At 52.4% G+C, this 14,160-nt stretch carries 16 protein-coding genes; 11 read left to right on the top strand and 5 right to left on the bottom strand.

What is annotated here, in order from left to right; translation table 11 throughout:
- Positions 1-94 precede the first annotated feature (94 nt).
- From cysB to acnA, 5 genes are all read left to right on the top strand, one after another.
- Positions 95-1,069 carry an HTH-type transcriptional regulator CysB gene (cysB, locus tag AC2FAP_RS07035; RefSeq protein ID WP_006175683.1) on the top strand — a complete coding sequence of 325 codons (975 nt, stop codon included), beginning with the start codon at positions 95-97 and terminating at the stop codon, positions 1,067-1,069.
- 338 nt (positions 1,070-1,407) lie between these two features.
- Positions 1,408-1,548: a YmiA family putative membrane protein gene (locus AC2FAP_RS07030; protein WP_214579162.1), complete on the top strand. Its 141-nt coding sequence runs from the start codon at positions 1,408-1,410 to the stop codon at positions 1,546-1,548.
- A 2-nt stretch (positions 1,549-1,550) separates the two neighbouring features.
- Positions 1,551-1,721, top strand: a complete 171-nt coding sequence (locus tag AC2FAP_RS07025; RefSeq protein ID WP_032669764.1) for a hypothetical protein — start codon at positions 1,551-1,553, stop codon at positions 1,719-1,721.
- Positions 1,722-1,861: 140 nt separating this feature from the next.
- Positions 1,862-1,960, top strand: coding sequence for a small membrane protein YmiC (gene ymiC, locus AC2FAP_RS07020; RefSeq protein ID WP_032669830.1), 99 nt, complete (start codon positions 1,862-1,864; stop codon positions 1,958-1,960).
- 164 nt (positions 1,961-2,124) lie between these two features.
- Positions 2,125-4,800, top strand: a complete 2,676-nt coding sequence (acnA, locus tag AC2FAP_RS07015; protein ID WP_073397298.1) for an aconitate hydratase AcnA — start codon at positions 2,125-2,127, stop codon at positions 4,798-4,800.
- A 44-nt stretch (positions 4,801-4,844) separates the two neighbouring features.
- Here the strand turns inward: acnA and ribA are convergent, their stop codons facing one another.
- Positions 4,845-5,435: a GTP cyclohydrolase II gene (ribA, locus tag AC2FAP_RS07010; RefSeq protein WP_003856813.1), complete on the bottom strand. Its 591-nt coding sequence runs from the start codon at positions 5,433-5,435 to the stop codon at positions 4,845-4,847.
- Positions 5,436-5,632: 197 nt separating this feature from the next.
- Here ribA and pgpB point away from each other — a divergent pair, with 197 nt between their 5' ends.
- The 5 genes from pgpB (at position 5,633) to yciH (ending at position 9,282) form a co-directional block, all read left to right on the top strand.
- A complete protein-coding gene (gene pgpB, locus AC2FAP_RS07005; RefSeq protein ID WP_020882442.1) occupies positions 5,633-6,400 on the top strand; it encodes a phosphatidylglycerophosphatase B in 768 nt (255 codons plus the stop codon).
- Positions 6,401-6,548: 148 nt separating this feature from the next.
- Positions 6,549-6,857, top strand: a complete 309-nt coding sequence (locus AC2FAP_RS07000) for a LapA family protein (RefSeq protein ID WP_449541684.1) — start codon at positions 6,549-6,551, stop codon at positions 6,855-6,857.
- Between the two features lie 6 nt (positions 6,858-6,863).
- A complete protein-coding gene (lapB, locus tag AC2FAP_RS06995; protein ID WP_014170367.1) occupies positions 6,864-8,033 on the top strand; it encodes a lipopolysaccharide assembly protein LapB in 1,170 nt (389 codons plus the stop codon).
- Positions 8,034-8,218: 185 nt separating this feature from the next.
- The gene (gene pyrF, locus AC2FAP_RS06990; RefSeq protein ID WP_020882443.1) at positions 8,219-8,956 is read left to right on the top strand and encodes an orotidine-5'-phosphate decarboxylase; all 738 of its coding nucleotides are present in this window, start codon (positions 8,219-8,221) and stop codon (positions 8,954-8,956) included.
- Positions 8,956-9,282: a stress response translation initiation inhibitor YciH gene (yciH, locus tag AC2FAP_RS06985; protein ID WP_014170365.1), complete on the top strand. Its 327-nt coding sequence runs from the start codon at positions 8,956-8,958 to the stop codon at positions 9,280-9,282. Before pyrF ends, yciH begins: the two co-directional genes overlap by 1 nt.
- 104 nt (positions 9,283-9,386) lie before the next feature.
- Here yciH and osmB read toward each other — a convergent pair whose 3' ends face one another.
- From osmB to AC2FAP_RS06970, 3 genes are all read right to left on the bottom strand, one after another.
- Positions 9,387-9,605, bottom strand: a complete 219-nt coding sequence (gene osmB / locus AC2FAP_RS06980; protein ID WP_008501216.1) for an osmotically-inducible lipoprotein OsmB — start codon at positions 9,603-9,605, stop codon at positions 9,387-9,389.
- 263 nt (positions 9,606-9,868) lie between these two features.
- Complete coding sequence (gene yciT / locus AC2FAP_RS06975; RefSeq protein WP_020882444.1) at positions 9,869-10,621, bottom strand: DNA-binding transcriptional regulator YciT; 753 nt, start codon at positions 10,619-10,621, stop codon at positions 9,869-9,871.
- A gap of 43 nt (positions 10,622-10,664) precedes the next feature.
- Positions 10,665-10,847 (bottom strand): YciZ family protein, encoded by a 183-nt coding sequence (locus AC2FAP_RS06970; RefSeq protein WP_025204000.1) that lies wholly within the window; start codon positions 10,845-10,847, stop codon positions 10,665-10,667.
- 192 nt (positions 10,848-11,039) lie between these two features.
- On the opposite strand from AC2FAP_RS06970, the gene AC2FAP_RS06965 reads away from it, so the two are divergent.
- Positions 11,040-11,906: a crotonase/enoyl-CoA hydratase family protein gene (locus tag AC2FAP_RS06965; protein WP_014170362.1), complete on the top strand. Its 867-nt coding sequence runs from the start codon at positions 11,040-11,042 to the stop codon at positions 11,904-11,906.
- Here the strand turns inward: AC2FAP_RS06965 and pdeR are convergent.
- The gene (pdeR, locus tag AC2FAP_RS06960; RefSeq protein WP_025204002.1) at positions 11,903-13,894 is read right to left on the bottom strand and encodes a cyclic di-GMP phosphodiesterase; all 1,992 of its coding nucleotides are present in this window, start codon (positions 13,892-13,894) and stop codon (positions 11,903-11,905) included. The genes AC2FAP_RS06965 and pdeR overlap by 4 nt on opposite strands.
- Between the last annotated feature and the right edge of the window lie 266 nt (positions 13,895-14,160).

Genomic DNA, 14,160 nt, shown 5'->3' with positions numbered 1-14,160 from the left:
GGCTATAAATGATATAGTGGTTATAGTTAACCCTTTTCTTATTATCAAATCGTCTTAAGCGATTGACCGCGTGCGCTAAATCGGATGGTCTGGCATGAAATTACAGCAGCTTCGTTATATCGTTGAGGTGGTGAATCACAACCTCAACGTCTCTTCTACCGCTGAGGGGTTATATACCTCGCAACCGGGCATCAGCAAACAGGTTCGTATGCTGGAGGACGAATTAGGTATCCAGATTTTCGCTCGCAGCGGTAAGCACCTCACGCAGGTGACACCCGCCGGGCAGGAAATCATTCGTATTGCCCGGGAAGTCCTCTCCAAAGTTGACGCTATTAAGTCCGTGGCGGGTGAACATACCTGGCCGGATAAAGGTTCGCTTTATATTGCCACAACGCATACTCAGGCGCGTTATGCGCTGCCAGGCGTTATTAAGGGCTTTATAGAACGTTATCCGCGCGTCTCTTTGCATATGCATCAGGGCTCGCCCACACAAATCGCTGAAGCGGTTTCAAAGGGCAACGCGGACTTTGCCATCGCGACAGAAGCGCTTCACCTGTATGACGATCTGGTTATGCTACCGTGCTACCACTGGAACCGTTCTATCGTAGTGACCCCGGATCATCCGCTGGCGGGGAAAGGGTCGGTGACTATTGAAGAGCTGGCGCAATATCCTTTAGTGACATACACCTTCGGCTTCACCGGCCGTTCTGAGCTTGATACGGCCTTTAACCGGGCGGGATTAACGCCGCGCATTGTCTTTACCGCCACGGATGCTGATGTCATTAAAACCTATGTGCGGCTTGGCCTGGGCGTTGGGGTGATTGCCAGCATGGCCGTCGACCCGGTTTCAGACCCGGATTTGGTTCGTCTTGATGCGCACGATATTTTCAGCCACAGCACGACCAAAATTGGTTTCCGTCGCAGCACCTTCCTGCGCAGCTATATGTATGATTTTATTCAACGCTTTGCCCCGCATTTAACGCGTGACGTGGTCGATACGGCGGTTGCATTACGCTCAAATGAAGATATTGAAGAGATGTTTAAAGACATCAAACTTCCGGCAAAATAATCACTCCCGGTATCTTTCCCTCACGGAAAGATACCGAATTAACTCCTCAAAGCTAAATCATAATTATCATCATCTACATTTTCCCTGCCATATAATGTCATTACCCATTTAATCTGTATGGTTTTAATGTCGTGAATTGGCGACAAAAGTAGAAAGTAATTTACGGCTACGCAAATATTTCTTTTCAATTATTTATTTCTGGTCAAAAGATTGAATATTTCCCACCAATTGATGCGTAAATTCACTGGCTTTTCGGCTAAAGTTTCTTTAGGATTTATCTCAACAGATGATTAATTGTACCAATTGTTTGGTCCTAAATGATAAGCGATATCGATTGTATGAGGTTAGCAATGCCTTCAGGAAGTGAAGAACCGCAAAGGGATCCTGCGCTCAAGCGTAAAGCCTGGCTGGCGGTCTTTCTCGTCTCCGCCCTGTTTTGGGTAGTGGTTGCTCTCCTTGCCTGGAAATATTGGGGTTGAATATGGCAGTGACGGTACGTACAGAAACGGTAAAACAGATGTGTCAGCATCGTGACAGTGGTCACAAAGGACGCAAAGCACCTGCGACCGTTGTCCCCGCGTCCTGGAAACTGACGCCACAGCAGCAAGCCTTTATTGATGTGTTCGCAGAAGACGAACCCAAAAAACAATAATTTAGTTAATTGCGTAATGATGCAAATAGTCTGAATAAAGACTCTGCACCTTTGTACTCTTTAATAAATACACATCAGCAATATAGAACTGAGGGCAAACCTCGGAGCCTTTTTAAAAATAATGCCTGGTGTACCCTATGATGAATAACATGATGTCTCACAAATACTGGTCATGGCTCGGCGTTTTTTCTGTGTCGATCCTGTTCTGGTCTCAGCTCATCTGGCTGGCCTTCCTGTAAATCCAAAACCTCGCTGCGGCGGGGTTTTTTGTTTTTCGCACTTCACTGGACCATTCCTAAATTTATCAATTCGGGTTGTTATCAAAACGTTACGACATCTTTGTGTTATCTTTAATTACAGCCCTGATGATTGTCAGGACATCTCTGTAATTAAGGAGGAGCTTATGTCGTTAACCCTACGCGAAGCCAGTAAGGACACATTACAGGCAGAAAACAAAACCTGGCATTACTATAGCCTGCCACTGGCTGCCAGAACGCTTGGGGACATTTCGCGTTTACCCAAGTCCTTGAAAGTTTTGCTGGAAAACCTCTTACGCTGGCAGGATGGCGATTCCGTCACCCTCGAGGATATCCAGGCACTGGCGGGGTGGCTGAAGAGTGCCCATGCCGACAGAGAAATAGCCTATCGCCCGGCGAGGGTCCTGATGCAGGACTTTACCGGTGTACCTGCCGTGGTTGATTTAGCCGCCATGCGCGAAGCCGTTAAGCGCCTCGGAGGCGATACGGCAAAAGTGAATCCGCTTTCTCCCGTTGACCTCGTGATTGACCACTCCGTGACCGTTGACCACTTTGGTAATGATGACGCTTTTGGTGAAAACGTGCGTCTGGAGATGGAACGTAACCACGAGCGCTATGTCTTCCTGAAATGGGGGCAACAGGCGTTCAGCCGCTTTAGCGTGGTTCCGCCTGGAACCGGTATTTGCCATCAGGTTAACCTCGAATATCTGGGCAAAGCCGTCTGGAGTGAATTGCAGGATAAAGAGTGGGTGGCTTATCCGGATACGCTGGTCGGGACGGATTCACATACCACCATGATTAACGGCCTCGGTGTGCTGGGGTGGGGCGTCGGGGGTATTGAAGCGGAAGCGGCTATGCTTGGTCAGCCGGTGTCGATGCTCATTCCTGATGTGGTGGGCTTCAAACTCACCGGTAAGCTGTCGGAAGGCATTACCGCCACCGACCTGGTGTTGACCGTCACCCAGATGCTGCGTAAGCATGGCGTGGTGGGTAAATTTGTTGAATTCTACGGTGACGGGCTGGATTCGCTGCCGCTGGCCGATCGCGCCACGATCGCCAATATGGCGCCGGAATATGGCGCGACCTGTGGCTTCTTCCCCATCGATGACGTCACGCTGGAATATATGCGCCTGAGTGGTCGCAGTGAAGAGCAGGTCGCGCTGGTCGAGGCCTACACTAAAGCGCAGGGGATGTGGCGAAACCCGGGTGATGAGCCGGTATTTACCAGCACGCTTGAGCTGGATATGGGAAGCGTCGAGGCGAGCCTTGCCGGGCCAAAACGTCCGCAGGATCGGGTCGCGTTACCGGACGTGCCGAAAGCTTTTGCCGCCAGCAATGAACTGGAAGTCAATGTCGCGAAAAAAGATCACCGTCCAATAGACTATGTCCTGAACGGACATCAGTATCAACTTCCGGATGGCGCGGTGGTTATTGCCGCTATCACCTCCTGCACCAACACCTCGAACCCAAGCGTTTTGATGGCCGCGGGACTGTTGGCCAAAAAAGCCGTTGAGCTTGGCCTGAAACCGCAGCCGTGGGTTAAGGCTTCGCTGGCCCCGGGCTCTAAAGTGGTTTCAGATTACCTGGCGCAGGCAAAACTCACCCCGTACCTTGACGAGCTGGGCTTTAACCTCGTGGGTTACGGATGTACTACCTGTATCGGTAACTCCGGTCCGCTGCCTGAGCCGATTGAAACGGCGATCAAGCAGGGCGATCTTACCGTGGGTGCGGTTCTTTCCGGTAACCGCAACTTTGAAGGGCGTATTCATCCGCTGGTGAAAACCAACTGGCTGGCCTCGCCGCCGCTGGTTGTGGCTTACGCGCTGGCGGGAAACATGAACATCAATCTCACGACAGACCCGATTGGTCACGATCGCAAGAACGAGCCTGTTTACCTGAAAGATATCTGGCCGTCTTCACGCGACATCGCACGAGCCGTTGAAAAGGTCTCAACCGAAATGTTCCGCAAAGAGTATGCGGAAGTGTTTGAAGGCACGCCGGAATGGAAAACAATTAACGTCGTGGGCTCGGATACCTATGGCTGGCAGGATGATTCGACCTATATTCGCCTGTCACCGTTCTTCGATGACATGCTGGCTGAACCTGCTCCGCTTAAGGATATCCACGGGGCGCGTATTCTGGCGATGCTGGGCGACTCCGTTACCACGGACCACATCTCGCCGGCGGGCAGTATCAAAGCCGACAGTCCGGCAGGCCGCTATCTGCAAAGTCGTGGGGTGGAACGCCGGGACTTCAACTCCTACGGATCGCGTCGTGGTAACCACGAAGTGATGATGCGCGGGACATTTGCCAACATCCGCATCCGCAACGAAATGGTTCCAGGCGTGGAAGGGGGCATGACGCGTCATTTACCTGGCACGGAAGTGGTTTCGATTTATGATGCCGCCGTTAAATACCAGCAGGAAGGCACGCCGCTGGCGGTGATTGCCGGCAAAGAGTACGGCTCCGGCTCCAGTCGAGACTGGGCAGCGAAAGGTCCACGCCTGCTTGGGGTTCGCGTGGTGATTGCCGAATCTTTCGAGCGTATTCACCGTTCGAATCTTATCGGGATGGGGATCCTGCCGCTAGAGTTCCCGCAGGGCGTCACCCGTAAAACGCTGGGACTGACCGGGGAAGAGCAGATTGATATTAGTGGTCTGCAAAACCTGCAGCCGGGTAAAACGGTTCCGGTGACGTTAACGCGAGCAGACGGTAAAACGGAAGTGCTTGAATGCCGGTGTCGCATTGATACGGCAACCGAGCTGACCTACTACCAGAACGACGGCATATTACATTACGTGATTCGTAAAATGCTGGATTGACGCACTCAGCCCGGCTCGCGATGGCGATGCCGGGCATCTCGCGATCACTCGCTCAGGAGGTGACCCATTTTGGCGGCTTTGGTATCAAGATAGTGGGCATTCTTCGGGTTACGGCCGACAATCAGCGGAACACGTTCGACGATATTGATCCCCGCTTCGGTCAGGATTTCCACCTTTTTCGGGTTATTGGTCAGCAGACGGACCTCATCTACCCCAAGAAGCTTGAACATATCGGCGCACAGGGTAAAGTCGCGCTCATCGGCGGCAAACCCGAGCTGGTGGTTCGCTTCAACCGTATCGTATCCCTGATCCTGCAGCGCGTAGGCGCGGATTTTATTCAGCAGGCCAATATTACGACCTTCCTGACGGTGATAAAGCAGCACCCCACGACCTTCTTCAGCGATGTGAGAAAGGGCTGCTTCAAGCTGGAAACCGCAATCACAGCGCAGGCTGAACAAGGCATCGCCAGTCAGACACTCCGAATGTACGCGAGAGAGTACCGGCGTTTGTCCTGAAATGTCACCGAACACGAGCGCGACATGATCCTGTCCGGTTGCCAGTTCTTCAAATCCCACCATCAGGAAATCGCCCCATGGGGTTGGCAGTTTGGCTTCTGCCACACGTTTAAGCTGCATGTGATTCTCCAGAGTAGGCTGACACGTTTCGTGCCTTTCGCCTGTTTGGCTTTCTGTATCTGTTCATTTTGCCACAAGCTCAGCACGTTCGCCTAATGGGCGCCATGCTATATGGACGTTAAACGCACGATCCGACATATCCACCCAACAGATGAATTTCAGTTATGATTGTGGTGCTTAGCGAAAAAGGAGAAGACATGCTTTCAATCGCCAGACGTACGGCAGCAGGTGCGGCCATTCTACTTATTATGCCGCTGGCCGTATGGGTCTCAGGCTGGATGTGGCAGCCGGGGCAGAACGCCACATGGCTGAAAACATTATACTGGATAACGGAGACGGTCACCCAGCCGTGGGGAATTATCACGCATGTGATCCTTTGCGCCTGGTTTCTGTGGTGTTTGCGCTTTCGTCTGCGTGCGGCGCTGATGCTCTTTGCGATACTGGGTGGGGCGATCCTCATCGGTCAGGGCGTGAAGTCCTGGGTTAAAGATCATGTCCAGGAGCCGCGTCCTTTTGTCGTCTGGCTGGAAAAAGCGCACCATGTTCCGGTGGATGAGTTCTACAATTTAAAACGTAAAGATCGTGGTGCGCTGGTCAAAGAACAGCTTGCGGAACAGCAGGATATCCCGAAGTTCTTACGTAAACACTGGCAAAAAGAGACCGGGTTTGCTTTTCCTTCCGGCCATACCATGTTTGCTGCCAGCTGGGCGTTACTGGGAGTAGGGCTGCTTTGGCCACGGCGACGTACGGTCACGATCGCGATTTTACTGGTCTGGGCTACAGGGGTGATGGGCAGTCGTTTGCTGCTGGGGATGCACTGGCCGCGGGATTTGGTGGTGGCTACGCTGATCTCATGGCTGCTTGTGACGCTGGCAACATGGCTTGCTGAACGCATCTGCGGTCCGTTAACGCCACCGCCTGTCGAGGAAGAAGAGATCGCCGAAAGGGACCAAAGCGACGCCTGACGGTTGATATTCCGTGTTTTGCCCATAAATCCATGACTGGCGCGTCACTTTTTCCGTTTCGCGCCCGTCACTAAAATGGTAGTTTATAAGGCTGATTGCGGTGAGTTGAACACACTTTATTCGCTTGAACCACATAACGGGAAGTAATGTGAAATATTTACTCATTTTCTTACTGGTATTGGCGATTTTTGTCATTTCAGTCACATTGGGTGCACAAAACGATCAACAGGTGACGTTTAACTATCTGTTGGCGCAGGGCGAGTATCGTGTATCGAGCCTTCTGGCGATTTTATTCGCCGCGGGCTTTGCGATTGGCTGGCTGGTATGCGGTCTTTTCTGGTTGAAAGTTCGTGTTTCACTTGCGCGCGCTGAACGTAAAATTAAACGACTCGAACATCAAATTGCGCCTGCGTCCGACATTCCGGAAAGCTCTGGTGTGCCGGTCGTCAAGGAATAATCGACTATGCTGGAGTTGTTGTTTCTGCTTTTGCCTGTAGCCGCAGCCTATGGCTGGTATATGGGCCGCAGAAGTGCGCAACAAACAAAACAGGATGAGGCTAACCGACTCTCCCGCGACTACGTTGCTGGGGTGAACTTCCTCCTGAGCAATCAACAGGACAAAGCAGTAGACCTGTTCCTCGATATGCTCAAAGAGGATACGGGCACCGTTGAAGCGCATCTCACCCTGGGAAACCTGTTCCGCTCGCGCGGCGAGGTTGACCGCGCCATTCGTATTCACCAGACCCTTATGGAAAGCGCCTCGTTGACCTACGATCAACGCCTGCTGGCGGTACAACAGCTGGGCCGTGATTACATGGCGGCGGGGCTGTACGACCGTGCAGAAGACATGTTCTCGCAGCTGGTGGATGAAACGGATTTCCGCGTCAGTGCCTTGCAGCAGCTGCTGCAGATTTATCAGGCCACCAGTGACTGGCAGAAAGCCATTGATACGGCCGAGCGTCTGGTGAAGCTGGGCAAAGATAAGCAGCGAGTTGAGATAGCCCACTTCTACTGTGAACTGGCCCTTCAGCAAATGGGCAACGACGACATGGACAAAGCCATGGCGTTGCTTAAAAAGGGTGCAGCCGCTGACCGTAACAGCGCGCGTATCTCCATCATGATGGGGCGCGTCTTTATGGCGAACGGCGACTATGCCAAAGCTGTAGAGAGCCTGTTGCGGGTTATTGACCAGGATAAAGAGCTGGTCAGTGAAACCCTCGACATGCTGCAAACCTGCTATCAACAACTGGATAAGCAGGATGAATGGGTGGCGTTCCTGCGTCGTTGCGTGGAAGAGAACACCGGCGCGACTGCTGAACTGATGCTCTCGGACGTGGTTGAGCAGTATGAGGGCAGTGATACCGCGCAGGTCTATATTACGCGTCAGCTGCAGCGTCATCCGACCATGCGGGTTTTCCATAAGCTGATGGACTACCACCTCAACGATGCAGAGGAAGGGCGCGCCAAAGAGAGCCTGATGGTACTGCGCGACATGGTAGGCGAGCAGGTACGAAGCAAACCGCGCTATCGTTGCCAGAAGTGTGGGTTTACGGCGTATACGCTGTACTGGCACTGTCCTTCATGCCGGGCATGGTCGACCATCAAGCCAATCCGAGGCCTTGATGGGCAGTAATTTTTAAAAACGATCTATTTTAGTTACAACATACTGATGGGTTTTCAGAACCCATCGAGTCCGTGCGGTTTGCCGGCCAGCCAGGAGAGCAAATCGATCCTGTCAATTTGCAGCGCTGGCAGGTAGAATGCTCGCCGTTTATCTGTTCCGCGCCGCTGCGCGCCCATAGACGAAAAGGGCTGGTCATGACGTCTGTTACTTCCTCCGCTTCCCGCGTAATTACTGATTCTCCTGTTGTTGTTGCGCTTGATTACAATAAACGTGACGCGGCACTGGCCTTTGTCGACGGTATAGACCCTCGCGACTGCCGTCTGAAAGTTGGCAAAGAGATGTTCACGCTGTTTGGACCGCAAATCGTACGCGACCTGCAACAGCGCGGTTTTGACGTTTTCCTCGACCTTAAATTCCACGATATCCCGAATACCACCGCGCACGCCGTGGCTGCTGCTGCCGAACTGGGGGTATGGATGGTCAATGTGCATGCATCGGGTGGGGCAAGAATGATGACCGCGGCCCGTGAAGCGCTCCTGCCGTTCGGCAGCGACGCACCGTTGCTGATTGCGGTTACCGTGCTGACCAGTATGGATGAGAGTGATTTACGCGATCTCGGCGTGACGTTGTCACCTGCGGAACATGCAGAGCGTCTCGCGCGCCTGACGCAAAATTGCGGGCTTGATGGTGTCGTCTGTTCCGCGCAGGAAGCCGTGCGTTTCAAATCAGAACTGGGCCAGGCTTTCAAACTCGTTACCCCTGGTATCCGCCCGGCCGGCAGCGAGGCCGGCGATCAGCGTCGCATTATGACGCCTGAACAGGCGCTGGCGGCAGGGGTAGACTATATGGTCATTGGGCGTCCTGTGACGCAGTCTGCTAACCCGTCAGAGACGCTCAAAGCGATCAATGCATCACTGAAAAAGGGGGCATAATGACTGATTCAAACAGTCGTCTGGTCTACTCAACAGAAAGTGGGCGTATAGACGAACCAAAAGCGAAAGCCGAGCGCCCGAAGGGGGACGGTATTGTTCGTATCCAGCGTCAAACCAGTGGGCGTAAAGGTAAGGGCGTATGCCTTATCTCCGGCATTGATCTTGACGACGCGGAACTGGTTAAGCTGGCCGCCGATCTGAAAAAGAAATGTGGCTGCGGTGGTGCCGTGAAAGACGGCATTATCGAAATCCAGGGCGATAAACGTGATTTAATTAAATCCCTGCTCGAAGCCAAAGGCATGAAAGTGAAACTGGCGGGCGGCTAAAATAGATGAGCCACGGCATTTGCCGTGGCTCTTTTTTTTACGTGCGTAAGTCAGACCTGAAATGCGTTCTAATATCGCAGTACCGGTGAAGGCTTATTTAATAATTATTTGCCGACCTGGTGACCGATAATACCACCGACAGCAGCGCCACCTAATGTACCCAGCGTACTGCCATCTGTTAATACCGCACCGCCCAGAGCACCAGCACCGGCACCAATTGCGGTGTTGCGGTCACGTTTAGACCAGTTAGAGCAAGCGCTCAGGGACATTGCTACAGTGATTGCCAGAACAGCGGCGGCTAATTTTTTGCTGGTTAAGGTCATAATACTTTCTCCTGAATTATCGATTCACGGAAAGAGCTACGCTTTAAGTATAGACGAATTGAATACTTAAAAACTGTTTTCCGTGAAAGCTGGTCGCGCAGGCGTTACGTAATCACGCAGGTGATAGTCACTTCCTGTTATATCGCTAACATTAATTTTACGACTTTAAGGCGGGTTAAACAGGTAAAAACTCTTAAAGGAGGGTTAGGAATCATCTCAGACAGTAGGGACATAGGCGCCCGACATTCGGGCGCTTAAAGGACTCAGGACGACTTTTTAATAATATTGACGATAAGACCGTCATCTTCCAGTTTAATACGATGCTCATCGCTCAAACGTTCGTCGGTAATTACGCGGCTAAAGCGAGAGACTGGCCCCATGGTATAAGGGTGAACGGCGCCAAATTTTGAGCTGTCAGTCAGCACAATGGCTTCACACTCTTTTTCCAGCACCGCATTCACCACATCAGAACGCATCATATCGCGGCCGGTGAAGCCCGTTTCTGGCTGCCAGCCATCAATACCAATAAAGGCCTTGCTGAAATGGACCTGCTGAACATACTGGCGGGTCAGGGGGCCAACCATGCTTTCGCTTTTTTTCTGGTAAATGCCGCCCAGCAGGATCACCTCGCAGCGGGTCTCTTTGAGCAGGTGCGCGATATAGCTACTGACCGTGATGATAGTAACGTCTTTCTGTTCGGCAAGCGTGCGCGCCAGTAAGGCATTGCTACTGCCGTTTTCGATAAACACCGTCTCGCCATTGTTAACTAAAGACGCGGCAAACTCCGCCAGTTCACGCTTCAGGGCGTAGTTGTTCATCATGCGCGTCTCAACATCCTCGCTATCGAGCGGGACCGCATATCCATGCGCACGACGCAGGTAGCTCTGTTTCTCCAGCAGGTTAAGATCCTGGCGGATGGTGACTTCTGAAACGCCGGTGGTTTTAGCGAGATCGACTACGCTGACGCGTCCCTGGTCAATGACCATCTGCAAAATGATTTGTTGTCGGGAATTCATAGCATCCAATTAATAAAGCGAAACAGGTTCGAAAACAGCAGGATCAAACTTCCCACGGCGCTTTTGGCTGTCCGTTCTCAGGCGCGTTTTCAGCACCCTTCTGAGCAAGAAGTTCAGACTTCAGGATCTCCAGATTACGGATCGCCGAGTGATAATCGCCTGCCACCAGGATATCCAGCACGGTATCAATACGTTGTGCTACAGCTTGTGCATCAATAGTAGACATAATCTCACCCCAGGTGCGAAAAGGTAATATTTTCAATGATGCAGAAAATGGGATCAAAAGAGAAGGGAAAAAATGCAATAACTAAATTACATAAATGAAAGTGATAAATTTATTCCCCCACATGCTGCGGGCTTAATGAGTGGATTAGTCTAAAACTGCGCGCAAGGCGCTTTTTCTGTGAGGAATTAGACTATGACAGTTATCAACCAGCCTACCTGCACCCTGTTTACCGATACTGAACGTTTCACACAGTTGTCAGCCTACTACGAGGAAGAGCGGCACACCATCTGGATGATGCTGCGGGCGCAACCTCGGCCTTGTTTTAATCATGCGTTAATTGAGGAGATCATGAACCTCTCCTGGCTGGTTCGCCAGTCCGGGTATCTGGTCGATTTTTGGGTAACCGGGTCACTGGTTCCTGAAATGTATAATGCGGGAGGCGATTTACAGTTCTTCGTAGAGTGCATTCAAAATGGACGGCGTGAAGCGTTACGCGCGTATGCACGTGCCTGCGTCGACTGTGTGCACGCAGCGTCGCGGGGGTTTGATACGGGCGCGGTCTCTCTGGCGATGGTTGAAGGCAGTGCGCTAGGCGGTGGGTTTGAGGCTGCGCTGGCACACCATTTTGTTCTCTCTCAGCGCGATGCCCGTCTGGGCTTCCCGGAAATTGCCTTCAACCTGTTCCCGGGCATGGGGGCATATTCGCTGGTCGCACGTCGGGCAGGGATGAAACTGGCGGAAGAACTCATCTACAAGGGGGAGTCGCATACGGCAGAATGGTACGAACAGCATGGATTGGTCGATGTGCTGTTTGAGCCCGGGCAGAGCTACGTCTCCGTCAGAACCTTCATCGACACGCTGCGACCGAAGCTGAACGGGGTAAGGGCGATGTTGCGCGCCCGAACCCGGGTACTGCAACTGCCGCGCAGTGAACTGATGGATATCACGGAAGACTGGGTTGATGCGGCGTTTTGCCTCGAGCCAAAAGATATCGCCTATATGGAGCGTCTGGTGATGCTGCAAAACCGCCATCATGGGGCGTTACGCAAAGCCAGTTAACGTTGTTTTCGCGACTGATATCGCTTTAGCCATCGCTCGAATGCGGCAGCGGGCATCGGCTTAGCGAAGAGAAAGCCCTGCCGTTCGTTGACGCCGTTCTTGGTCAGAAAGGCGTCTTCTTTCGCGCTCTCGACCCCTTCAGCAATGACCTGCAGGTTTAATGCCTGTGCCACCGCGACGATGGCCCGCACCAGAGACTGGGAGATCGATTGTTTATGTATATCCCTGACGAAGGATTGATCGAGTTTAATGGCGTCGATAGGGAACCGCGCCAGCTGCGACAGAGACGAGTAGCCGGTACCGAAATCATCAAGATGAATTTGCGCGCCAAGTTTGCTGAACTGCTGGATCACAGAGAGCGCCAGCTCTTCGTTTTCGATAAGGCAGCTTTCCGTGAGTTCAACGTCGATGGGGCAGTATTCAAAATCCAGATCCTTCAGCGCCTGCTTTAAATCGCTGAAAATGGTCTGGTCGGCCAGCTGACGTGCGGAGACGTTGACCGCCACGCGCAGGTTAATCCCCTTATCGCGCCATTTAGCCACCTGGCGCACCACATCAAGCATCACCCAGCGGCCCAGCGGGACAATCAATCCCGACTCCTCGGCATAAGAGATAAACTCCAGTGGCGGGATCAAACCGCGCTCCGGCGACTGCCAGCGCACCAGCGCTTCCAGACTTCGGATTTCCCCCCGCCAGGTAATTTTAGGCTGGTAGTGAATCAGAAGCTGATCGTTATCCAGCGCTTTACGCAGGTTGGTATCCAGCCAGAGATATTCAAATACGCGCTGGTTCATCTCGGGTGAGAAGACGCAGAACTTGCCCCGGCCATTCTCTTTCGCCGTGTACATGGCGGTATCGGCATTACGGATGACGCTTTCCCTGTCGTTACCGTGCTGCGGGGCGAGGGCGATACCGAGCGAGCAACCGGTGTAGATTTCTATCAGGCCGATTCTGAACGGCTGGCGCAGACGGGTTAAGATCCGCGACGCCATCGCTTCCAGAGAGCCCTGAGAGGTATCTGTGGCCATGACAATAAACTCATCACCGCCGAGTCGCGCCAGCACCTGACCGTCATCCAGACAGCTCAGAATGGCCAGAGCGACAGCCTGCAATAGCTGGTCGCCAAACATATGCCCGTAGGCATCGTTGACCTTTTTAAAGTTATCCAGGTCGAGATACACCACGCCTACCTGCGTTTCACCGCGGCTGGCGATGGCATCTGAAATCAGTTCGTGGATCGCGTTACGGTTTGGTAAACCGGTAATGGTGTCGGTATTGGCCAGCACGCGCAGACGCTCCTGGGCGCGGCGCTCTTCAGTAATGTCGGTGCCGGAACAGATAAGGAAAATTTCATTTTTGCCGCTGCCGCTATGAACAAACTTGTTTCTGAACAAAAACAGTCGTTGCCCTTTACGCGTTTTGATCCAGCGTTCGACCTCGTAGGAGCTGCCGTTGCGAAAAAAACCGGTGATATTGCGCTTCGAGGCTGCCGCTTCGCTACGGCTCATAAACAGCTTGAACACGTTCTGACCAATAACTTCTTGTTCTTTCAGCCCGGTATATTCTTCACTCAGCCGGTTAAAACGCTGAATATTGCCGTTATGATCGAGAATAACGATGACGGAGTTGGCTTCAGAGACAACCTGTTCAGCAAAAGAGAGGCCCTGAGCCAGGTCACGAGCCACGGAGGGCGTATCGTTCCACGCTGACGCGGTGCCGGCCCATTCATTTCGGGTTATTTTGCGCCCCACAAGATGAACCGGGACATCTTCGCCGTACAACGAGAGCGTCATGGAGATGCTGGAGGTAATGACGGTTAACTGGCGGATAAGTTCGGCTTGTTCATCATCCAGCGCCACCACCTCAGTCACATCGGCATTTTCGCTGGCGGCAAGGTGCAGAGCATTGCTGTCAGCTGTCATTCGCCACCAGGGGCTATGCGTACCCATGTAACGAAACAGCAAATTCTGCTCCAGATCGTCCATCATGTTTTCTCCCGCAGCTGCTCATTAGCGCACAAATTATTCATTTGCCGTCGACTTTTCCGTTGTGAAACAGCGGCAACCCCAAAATGAACGTCGTGTTTTTTCCCGGTTTTCTTATAAAAAACGCGTCTGGCGAAAAAGGGTATTTATTGTATAAAAATTCACGTAACCGAATATAACGGCACTCTTTTACTGTAGATAATTATGGCAATTTTGGGCGGGAATACGCTGAAAATAGTACGAAAAAATAATGATTTTGCGGCGGGGGT

This window comes from Enterobacter cloacae complex sp. 394I7 (assembly GCF_057320345.1).
This window is presented reverse-complemented; position numbering and strand designations above follow the sequence as displayed.

Coding starts and splice junctions, on each gene's coding strand:
- pdeR (WP_025204002.1), bottom strand. CDS start 13,894: ATGATGGACGATCTGGAGCAGAATTTGCTGTTTCGTTACATGGGTACG.
- pyrF (WP_020882443.1), top strand. CDS start 8,219: ATGACGTCTGTTACTTCCTCCGCTTCCCGCGTAATTACTGATTCTCCT.
- yciT (WP_020882444.1), bottom strand. CDS start 10,621: ATGAATTCCCGACAACAAATCATTTTGCAGATGGTCATTGACCAGGGA.
- lapB (WP_014170367.1), top strand. CDS start 6,864: ATGCTGGAGTTGTTGTTTCTGCTTTTGCCTGTAGCCGCAGCCTATGGC.
- AC2FAP_RS06965 (WP_014170362.1), top strand. CDS start 11,040: ATGACAGTTATCAACCAGCCTACCTGCACCCTGTTTACCGATACTGAA.
- acnA (WP_073397298.1), top strand. CDS start 2,125: ATGTCGTTAACCCTACGCGAAGCCAGTAAGGACACATTACAGGCAGAA.
- ymiC (WP_032669830.1), top strand. CDS start 1,862: ATGAATAACATGATGTCTCACAAATACTGGTCATGGCTCGGCGTTTTT.
- AC2FAP_RS07025 (WP_032669764.1), top strand. CDS start 1,551: ATGGCAGTGACGGTACGTACAGAAACGGTAAAACAGATGTGTCAGCAT.
- pgpB (WP_020882442.1), top strand. CDS start 5,633: ATGCTTTCAATCGCCAGACGTACGGCAGCAGGTGCGGCCATTCTACTT.
- ribA (WP_003856813.1), bottom strand. CDS start 5,435: ATGCAGCTTAAACGTGTGGCAGAAGCCAAACTGCCAACCCCATGGGGC.
- AC2FAP_RS07030 (WP_214579162.1), top strand. CDS start 1,408: ATGAGGTTAGCAATGCCTTCAGGAAGTGAAGAACCGCAAAGGGATCCT.
- cysB (WP_006175683.1), top strand. CDS start 95: ATGAAATTACAGCAGCTTCGTTATATCGTTGAGGTGGTGAATCACAAC.
- AC2FAP_RS06970 (WP_025204000.1), bottom strand. CDS start 10,847: ATGTCTACTATTGATGCACAAGCTGTAGCACAACGTATTGATACCGTG.
- yciH (WP_014170365.1), top strand. CDS start 8,956: ATGACTGATTCAAACAGTCGTCTGGTCTACTCAACAGAAAGTGGGCGT.
- osmB (WP_008501216.1), bottom strand. CDS start 9,605: ATGACCTTAACCAGCAAAAAATTAGCCGCCGCTGTTCTGGCAATCACT.